Origin of the sequence: Halomonas sp. (genome assembly GCF_014859505.1) — a bacterium.
GTDB lineage: Bacteria > Pseudomonadota > Gammaproteobacteria > Pseudomonadales > Halomonadaceae > Halomonas.
Genome location: NZ_JACUUD010000113.1, coordinates 1 through 8,608 on the forward strand (window position 1 = coordinate 1; position 8,608 = coordinate 8,608).

Here is an 8,608-nt window from a genome sequence, read left to right on the forward strand (position 1 = left end):
CCACGTCCTTCTTGTGCTCGACCAGGCGCTTGGCCTTCTCGATCACCATCTCGGCCACCTGCACGTGACGCGCCGGCGGCTCGTCGAAGGTCGAGGCCACCACCTCGCCGCGCACCGTGCGCGACATCTCGGTCACCTCTTCCGGGCGCTCGTCGATCAGCAGCACGATCAGATGGCACTCGGGGTTGTTGCGGGTAATGGAGGTGGCGATGTTCTGCAGCATCAGCGTCTTGCCCGCCTTGGGCGGGGAGACCAGCAGGCCGCGCTGGCCCTTGCCGATGGGCGCCGTGAGATCGATGATCCGCGCCGTCAGATCCTCGGTGGAGCCGTTGCCGATCTCCATGCGCAGCCGCTCATCGGGGAACAACGGCGTGAGGTTCTCGAACAGGATCTTGTGCTTGGCGTTCTCCGGCCGGTCGAAGTTGATGTCATTGACCTTCAGGAGCGCGAAGTAGCGCTCCCCCTCCTTGGGCGGCCGAATCTTGCCGGAGATGGAGTCGCCCTTGCGCAGGTTGAAGCGCCGGATCTGGGAGGGCGAGACGTAGATGTCGTCGGGCCCGGCCAGATAGGAGCTGTCGGCGCTGCGCAGGAAGCCGAACCCGTCCTGCAAGATCTCCAGCACGCCATCGCCGTAGATCGGCTCACCGCTCTTGGCATGCTTCTTGAGGATGGCGAAGATGATGTCCTGCTTGCGGGAGCGAGCCAGGTTATCGATGCCCATCTCGCGGGCGATCTCCAGGAGATCCGGCACGGACTTTTGCTTGAGGTCGGTAAGATTCATCGGTGTGATCAGAGATTGCTCGTGGAAGCCGGGCGTCGGTGCGCCGCGTGTGGCGGGAGGCGAGACGATAGCGCCGCGTGAGGTGCGTTCAGAGCCCTGAGAGGTATCACTCGTCATCTTGTATCCAGATGGCCATGGGGGAAGCAACCGCAGGGGGTAGCCGGCCGATAAGGGAGTCGAGGGAGCAGATTCGTTTTCGCCTGACCAGCGGCTACGGCTTGGCCGGGTATCGCTGGGCATTGTGGGCTGACTGACGACTTGGAGTTGACCGAGACGGGATCGCCGCAGGACGGTCGGAAAGCATTCGAAACAGGCGAACGTAACGATACTAGACAAGGCCCCTGGGGAACGCAAGCCCCTCGGCGATTGACAGGGCGGGGGGCGCACCGCAACCTTTCTCCCTCAGACAACGTCAAGGACTCACCATGACCTCGCCAGTGGAGCCGGCCCTGCCCCCTACCCGACGCCTCGCCGCCATCGACCTGGGCTCCAACAGCTTCCATCTGCTGGTCGCCAACTACCAGGACGAGCGCCTGCAGGTGGTGGCAAGGCAGGGAGAAAAGGTCCAACTGGCCGCCGGCCTCGACGACGAGGGACTGCTCGACGAGGACACCATGCAGCGCGCACTGGGCTGCCTGACTCGCTTCGCTCCCTTCGTGGAGGACATCGCCCCGGGGCAGCTGAGGGTGGTGGGCACCAATGCCCTGCGGGATGCGACCAACAGCCAGGCACTGATCGAGCGCGCCGAGGCGCTGCTGGGCTGTCCCATCGAGATCATCGCCGGGCGAGAGGAGGCGCGCCTGATCTACCTGGGGGCGGCCCACGCCCTGGCCGAGGAGGGGCGCCGATTGATCGTCGATATCGGCGGCGGCTCCACCGAGTTCATCATCGGCGAACACTTCGAACCCCAGGCGCTGGAGAGCCTGCGCATGGGCTGCGTGACCTTTACCCGGTGTTTCTTCGACAACGGGGAGATCACCGACAAGCGCATGCGCAAGGCCGAACTGGCCGCGCTCTCGGAGCTGGCCAATATCCGTCGCCAGTACCGAGAGCTGGGCTGGGAGGATCCCGTCGGCTCCAGCGGCACCATCAAGGCGGCCGCCGCGGTGATCCATGCCGCCGGGGACGCCACCGAGGGCGTTATCACCCGGAAGGGGCTGACCACCCTGCGCGAGCGGCTGATCAAGTGCAAGCGCCTCGACAGGGTCAGCCTGGAGGGGCTAAAGCCCGATCGAGCGCGGGTCTTCCCCGCCGGCATCGCCGTACTCGGTGCCGTCTTCGAAGCCTTCGGCCTCGAGCAGATGCGTTACGCCGACGGCGCCCTGCGCGAGGGAGTGCTCTACGACATGGCGGGGCGCAACAGCCCGGAAGACTCGCGACTCAAGAGCCTCGAGTTGCTCGAGCGCCGCTACGGGGTGGATAAACGCCAGGCCGCCAACGTGGCCAGCAGCGCCGCTGCCCTGTTCGACCAGGTGCGCGACGCCTGGGACCTGGACGACGACCAGGCGCGCTTCCTCGGCTGGGCCAGCCGCCTGCACGAGATCGGGCTGGCGATCTCCCATAGCCAGTTCCACCGCCACGGCGCCTACCTGCTGGAGCATTCCGACCTGGCCGGCTTCTCGCGCCCGGAACAGCGCCTGCTGGCCTTCCTGGTGCGCGCCCACCGCCGCAAGTTCCCGACCCGTGAGTGGCAGGCGCTGCCTGCCTCCGTGCAGCGCTCCCACGCGCAGCTGGCCCGCCTGCTGCGCCTGGCGGTGCTGCTCAACCACAGCCGGCCGGAACAACCGCCCGGCCCGCCGCGCCTGGAGGCCGACGGCGAGGTGCTGCGGCTGTGGCTCGCACCCGGCGAAGACCCCATGCTGCTGCTCACCGACCTGGAGCAGGAATTCACCTACCAGCAGAACGCCGGCTTCAGCCTGGAACTGGTCTCGACGCCCTGAGCCCGGGTCTCCATGGCGATTCCCCCCGCCATCCCGGCGCCACCCCGAGCCAGCGCTCGTTCACGGGGTCGAGCAGCGCCACCACCGTCTCTCCCTGCCACACCACCACCAGCCGCTGGCGCTCCCAGGGCGGTATCTCCAGTTCCTGAAGTCGCCGCTTGAGGTCGCGAGAGCCGCGACCCGCCAGATCGAGTCTTTCGCCGCCACGACGCGGACAGAGGCGCAGCGCGGCGCCCCCCCCAGGCCCATCCGGCAGCAGCCGCACGTCACACCCCCCCAACGGGGTCGTCAGCGGCCCATCGCCGCGCCAGCGCGTTTCCCAGCCCTCCGGCAGCGAGGACGGCGGCACCAGCAGGTAGAGCCCTCCGCGCCAGACCCGCGCCTCGGCGCCCGCCCAGGCCACACGCGCTTCGGCATCCCTTCGCGAGGCCAGTTGTTCCAGCAGCGTCGCCAGGCGGGCCGCCGGCGGGGTCGGCAGGCCCAGTCGCGCGCAGACGTGGCGCACCAGCAGTCGCTGGCGGGCCGCCGAAAGCGCCGTCAGCGCCATGACGGAGAGGCGGGCCGGCTCGCCGCCCAGGCGCTCGAGATCGAGCTCGGCCAGCTCGCCTAGCAGCCCATCGGCCTCCCCGGCCAGGGCGGCGCTGCGCGACAGGGACGCGGCGGCGCGGGGCCAGCGCGCCGTCAGCCCCGGCAAGACGGTGTGACGCAGGTAGTTGCGATCCAGGCCCTCATCGGCGTTGGAGGGGTCCTCCACCCAGGCCAGCCCCAGCCGAGCCGCCTCGGCCTCGAGCTCGGTCCGGGAGACCGCCAGCAGCGGTCGCGCCAGCACCCTGCCCCGCCAGGCACGCGCCGGCGGCATGCCGGCCAGGCCGCGCACGCCGCTGCCACGCAGCGCGGCGAGCAGGAAGGTCTCGGCCTGGTCATCGCGGTGCTGGGCCAGCCAAAGGGTCTCGCCGGGGGCGACACGACGGGCGAAGGCAGCATGGCGGGCCTCCCGGGCCGCCCCCTCCAAGCCCCGTCCCGTGGCGAAGTCGACATCGACCCGCTCGACGAACAGCGGTACGCCCTGCCGCGAGCAGAGTCGCCGGCAGTGGACCTCAAAGCCGTCGGCGGCAGCCTGCAGGCCGTGGTGCACGTGCAGGGCTCGCAGCGGACGGGGATGACGGCGGCACGCCTCGGCGGTGAGCGTCAGCAGCAGCGCGGAATCGAGGCCGCCGGAGAGGGCCACCCAGACACAACGCCCCGGCGGGGTCTGGGCCAGGGCGCTGTCGATCAATGACTGCAGGGACATGACGGCTCAGGCAGGGGCGCCGTAGCTCATGAGGCGTTCGTATCGACGCGCCAGCAGGGCGTCGGTATCCATGGCGTCAAGGCGCTCGAGGCTCGCGAGCAGTGCGTCCCTGACCCGCTCGGCGGCAGTGACCGGCTGCCGGTGGGCGCCGCCCAGCGGCTCGGGGATCAGGGTATCGACGAAGCCCAGCTCCCGGAGGCGCTCGGCGGTCACGCCCATGGCCTGGGCGGCGTCGGAGGCCTTGTCGGCGCTGCGCCACAGGATCGAGGCACAGCCCTCGGGGGAGATCACCGAGTAGGTGGAGTACTGCAGCATCGCCAGCTCATCGCAGACGCCGATGGCCAGCGCCCCGCCGGAGCCGCCCTCGCCCACCACGGTGGCGATGATCGGCGTGCGCAGGCGCGACATGACGGCCAGGTTGTGGGCAATGGCCTCGGACTGGCCGCGCTCTTCGGCATCGATGCCCGGGTAGGCCCCCGGCGTATCGATGAAGGTCAACACCGGCATCCTGAAGCGCTCGGCCATCTCCATCAGGCGGCATGCCTTGCGATAGCCCTCGGGGCGCGGCATGCCGAAGTTGCGGCGCACCTTCTCCTTCACCTCGCGCCCCTTCTGGTGGCCGATCACCATCACCGGGCGATCATCGAGGCGCGCCACGCCACCGACGATGGCGGCGTCATCGGCGAAGTGGCGGTCGCCGTGGAGTTCGTCGAAGTCGGTGAAGACGTGCTCCAGATAGTCCAGGGTGTAGGGCCGCTGGGGGTGACGGGAGAGCTGGGAGACCTGCCAGGGAGAGAGATCCTTGAAGATGGACTCGGTGAGCCGGCGGCTCTTCTCCTCGAGGCGCTCGATCTCGTCGCTGAGGCTGACCTGGCTGTCGTTGCCGACCAGACGGAGCTCCTCGATCTTGGCCTGGAGCTCGGCGATGGGCTGTTCGAAGTCAAGATAATTGGGGTTCATTGGCCGAATGCCTTGTCGTATTTCACCGCCCTGCCCATCGAGGCCAGGCGCGGCGCGAAAAATGAGGTGGCTGGCATTATCGCACCCTCAACGAGCGGCGCAAGGCGACGCCTCAGCGGTACTTCAGCCGCACCCCGTCCTGGCCCTGCACCTCGCGCAGGCGGATCAGCAGATCGTCGGTGGGCGAGACCTTCCAGGCGGCGTCGAGCTCCAGCCAGCCGGTGGCCTCGGCGTTGCGGTAGCGCAGGCGCACCGGCAGGCCCTCGGCGTCGCGGTGGGGGTCGAGGCTCGCCCGCAGGGAGTCCACCAGCCGGCCATTGATGGCCGCGCCGTCCAGGGAGAGCTCCACCGCCTGCCCGTAGCGGGTGCGTGCCGCCACCATGGGGGTGATCTCCTTGCCGCGCAGGCGCAGGCCCCCGGAGTAGTCGTCGGAGGAGACCTCCCCCTCGATGATCAACACCTGATCCGCCTCGATCTGGCCGCGCAGCTGGTCATAGAGCTCGCCGAACAGCGACGCCTCGATGCGCCCGGTGCGGTCATCCAGGGTCAGGAAGGCCATGGTGTCGCCGCGCTTCGACTTCATGGTGCGCACCCCCACCACCAGGCCCGCCACCCGCTGGGGCTCCCGGGAGGGCTTGAGGTCGCTGATGCGGGTGGAGACGAAGCGCTCGAGTTCCTTCTCGTACTCGTCGATGGGATGGCCAGTCAGGTAGAGCCCCAGGGTATCCTTCTCGCCGGCCAGGCGCTCCTTGTCGGTCCATTCGCGCACCCGCCGATACTCGATGTAGACGTCGCCACCCTGGGCCTCCTCGTCGACGAAGGCCTCACCGAACATGTCGATCATGCCCAGGTTCTGGTTGGTCTGGGTCTGGGCGGCGGCCTTGAGGGCGTCATCCAGGGCCGCGGCCAGCACGGCGCGGTCGGGGCCGAGGTTGTCCAGCGCCCCGGAGCGGATCAGCGCCTCCAGGGTACGCTTGTTCATGCGCTTCGGGTCGACGCGGCGGCAGAAATCGAAGAGGTCCCCGAAGGGACCCTCCGCCTCGCGGGCCTCGACGATGGCGCCGATGGGCCCCTCGCCCACGCCGCGGATCGCCCCCAGGCCGTAGACCACCCGCCCCTCGGTATCCACGGTGAACTTGTACTCGCCGACGTTGACGTCCGGCGGCGTCACGGTGAGCTTGAGGTTGCGGCACTCCTCGATCAGCGGCACCACCTTGTCGAGGTTGTCCATTTCGGTGGAGATCACCGCCGCCATGAAGGGGCCAGGATAGTGCGCCTTCAGCCAGGCGGTCTGGTAGGAGACCAGCGCATAGGCCGCGGAGTGGGACTTGTTGAAGCCGTAGCCGGCGAACTTCTCCACCAGGTCGAAGATGTTGCCCGCCAGGTCCTTGTCGATGCCGTTGGCCGCGCAGCCCTCCATGAAGCCGGCGCGCTGCTTGGCCATCTCCTCGGGCTTCTTCTTGCCCATGGCGCGACGCAACATGTCGGCCTGACCCAGGCTGTAGCCCGCCATCACCTGGGCGATCTGCATCACCTGTTCCTGGTAGAGGATGATGCCATAGGTGGGCTCGAGCACCGGCTTGAGCAGCTCGTGCTGGTAGTCCGGGTGGGGGTAGGAGATCTCGGCCCGGCCGTGCTTGCGGTTGATGAAGTCGTCCACCATGCCCGACTGCAGCGGGCCGGGGCGGAACAGGGCGACGAGGGCGATCATGTCGTCCAGGGAATCGGGCAGCAGCCGCTTGATCAGCTCCTTCATGCCGCGGGATTCGAGCTGGAACACCGCCGTGGTCTCGGCGCGCTTGAGCATCTCGAAGGTCCGGGCGTCATCCAGCGGGATGCTTTCGATCGCCAGCGGCCCCTGGCCCTCCACCGCACGCACCTTGTCGACCATCGCCAGCGCCCAGTCGATGATGGTCAGGGTGCGCAGGCCGAGGAAGTCGAACTTGACCAGCCCGGCCTCCTCGATGTCGTTCTTGTCGAACTGCACGACCAGTCCCGCGCCATCCTCGTCGCACAGCAGCGGCGAGAAGTCGGTGAGCTTGGTGGGCGCGATCACCACGCCGCCGGCGTGCTTGCCGGTGCCGCGGGTGATGCCCTCGAGCTTGAGCGCCATCTCCCAGATCTCGCCGGCCTCGTCGTCGTTCTCGACGAACTCCTTTAATGCCGGCTCCGCCTCGATCGCCTTGGCCAGGGTCATGCCCACCTCGAAGGGAATCAGCTTGGAGAGCTTGTCGCCCAGCGAATAGGGACGCCCCTGGGCGCGGGCCACGTCGCGCACCACCGCCTTGGCGGCCATGGTGCCGAAGGTGACGATCTGCGACACGGCGTTGCGGCCGTAGCGGTCGGCCACGTACTCGATGACCCGGTCGCGCTTCTCCATGCAGAAGTCGACGTCGAAGTCGGGCATCGAGACCCGCTCGGGGTTGAGGAAGCGCTCGAACAGCAGGTCGTAGCCGATGGGGTCGAGATCGGTGATCTTCTGGGCGTAGGCCACCAGGGACCCGGCGCCGGAACCGCGGCCGGGGCCCACCGGCACGTCGTTGTCCTTCGCCCACTGGATGAAGTCCATCACGATCAGGAAGTAGCCGGGAAAGCCCATCTGGATGATGATGTCGAGCTCGAAATCGAGCCGCTTGCGATAGCGGGCGTCGATCTCGGCGAACTCGGCCCCGTCGCGGGGGTAGCGCTCGGCGGGGAACAGGAAGTCAAGGCGTTCGGTGAGCCCGTCGTGGGAGACCTTGCGGAAGAACTCGTCCTGGGTCATCCCCTGGGGAATCTCGAACTCCGGCAGGAAGATCTCGCCGAGGCGTACCTCGACGCTGCAGCGGGCGGCGATCATCACGCTGTTGGTCAGCGCCTCGGGGATGTCGGCGAACAGCTCGGCCATCTCCTCGGGGCTCTTGAGATACTGCTCCTCGGTGTACTTGCGCTCGCGACGCGGGTCGTTGAGGGCCCGCCCCTCGCCGATGGCGACGCGGGTCTCGTGGGCCCAGAAGTCCTCCTTCTCGAGGAAGCGCACGTCGTTGGTGGCGACCACCGGGGTGCCGGTCTCCACGGCCAGCGCCACCGAGAGGTGCAGACACTCCTCCTCCAGGGGCCGGCCGGTGCGGGTCAGCTCCAGGTAGAAACGGCCGGGAAAGGCGGCGTTCCACTCCGCCAGCAGCTCGCGGGCCTCGGCACCGTGGTCGCTGAGCAGGTGGCGGCCGATCTCGCCGTCGCGCCCGCCGGAGAGCGCGATCAGCCCCTCGCTCTGGGCCAGCACCCAGTCGCGCCTGAGCTCGGCAAGCCCCAGCCGCTGCCCCTCCATCCAGCCCCGGGAGATCAGCTCGGTGAGGTTGCGGTAGCCCACATCGTTCATGGCCAGCAGGGTCAGCCGATAGGGGTGCCCCTCGTCGAAGGGGTTGGCCAGCCACAGGTCGGCGCCGATGATCGGCTTGAGCCCGGCGCCCTGGGCGCCCTTGTAGAACTTGACCAGGCCGAAGAGGTTGGCCTCGTCGGTGACGGCCAGCGCCGGCATGCCGTGCCCGGCGGCCGCCTTGACCAGCGGCTTGAGCCGCACCAGGCCGTCGACCAGGGAGTATTCGGTGTGGACGCGGAGATGAACGAAGGGCGTGGTCATAGGGAGCTCGGGGCTTG

General features: G+C 68.6%; 5 protein-coding genes. 1 reads left to right on the forward strand and 4 read right to left on the reverse strand.

Annotation, left to right across the window (positions count from 1 at the left end):
- Window positions 1–781 (reverse strand): transcription termination factor Rho (gene rho / locus IBX53_RS12885; RefSeq protein WP_290909868.1); only part of this gene is annotated, 781 nt, incomplete at its 3' end.
- A gap of 425 nt (window positions 782–1,206) precedes the next feature.
- On the opposite strand from rho, the gene ppx reads away from it, so the two are divergent.
- Entirely contained in the window at window positions 1,207–2,721 is a 1,515-nt protein-coding gene (gene ppx / locus IBX53_RS12890) for an exopolyphosphatase (protein ID WP_290909870.1), read from the forward strand.
- Here the strand turns inward: ppx and tilS are convergent.
- The 3 genes from tilS to dnaE form a co-directional block, all read right to left on the reverse strand.
- Window positions 2,693–4,012, reverse strand: a complete 1,320-nt coding sequence (tilS, locus tag IBX53_RS12895) for a tRNA lysidine(34) synthetase TilS (RefSeq protein WP_290909872.1) — start codon at window positions 4,010–4,012, stop codon at window positions 2,693–2,695. The genes ppx and tilS overlap by 29 nt on opposite strands.
- A gap of 6 nt (window positions 4,013–4,018) precedes the next feature.
- Window positions 4,019–4,972, reverse strand: a complete 954-nt coding sequence (gene accA / locus IBX53_RS12900; RefSeq protein ID WP_290909874.1) for an acetyl-CoA carboxylase carboxyl transferase subunit alpha — start codon at window positions 4,970–4,972, stop codon at window positions 4,019–4,021.
- A gap of 112 nt (window positions 4,973–5,084) precedes the next feature.
- Window positions 5,085–8,591: a DNA polymerase III subunit alpha gene (gene dnaE, locus IBX53_RS12905; protein ID WP_290909876.1), complete on the reverse strand. Its 3,507-nt coding sequence runs from the start codon at window positions 8,589–8,591 to the stop codon at window positions 5,085–5,087.
- Window positions 8,592–8,608 lie beyond the last annotated feature (17 nt).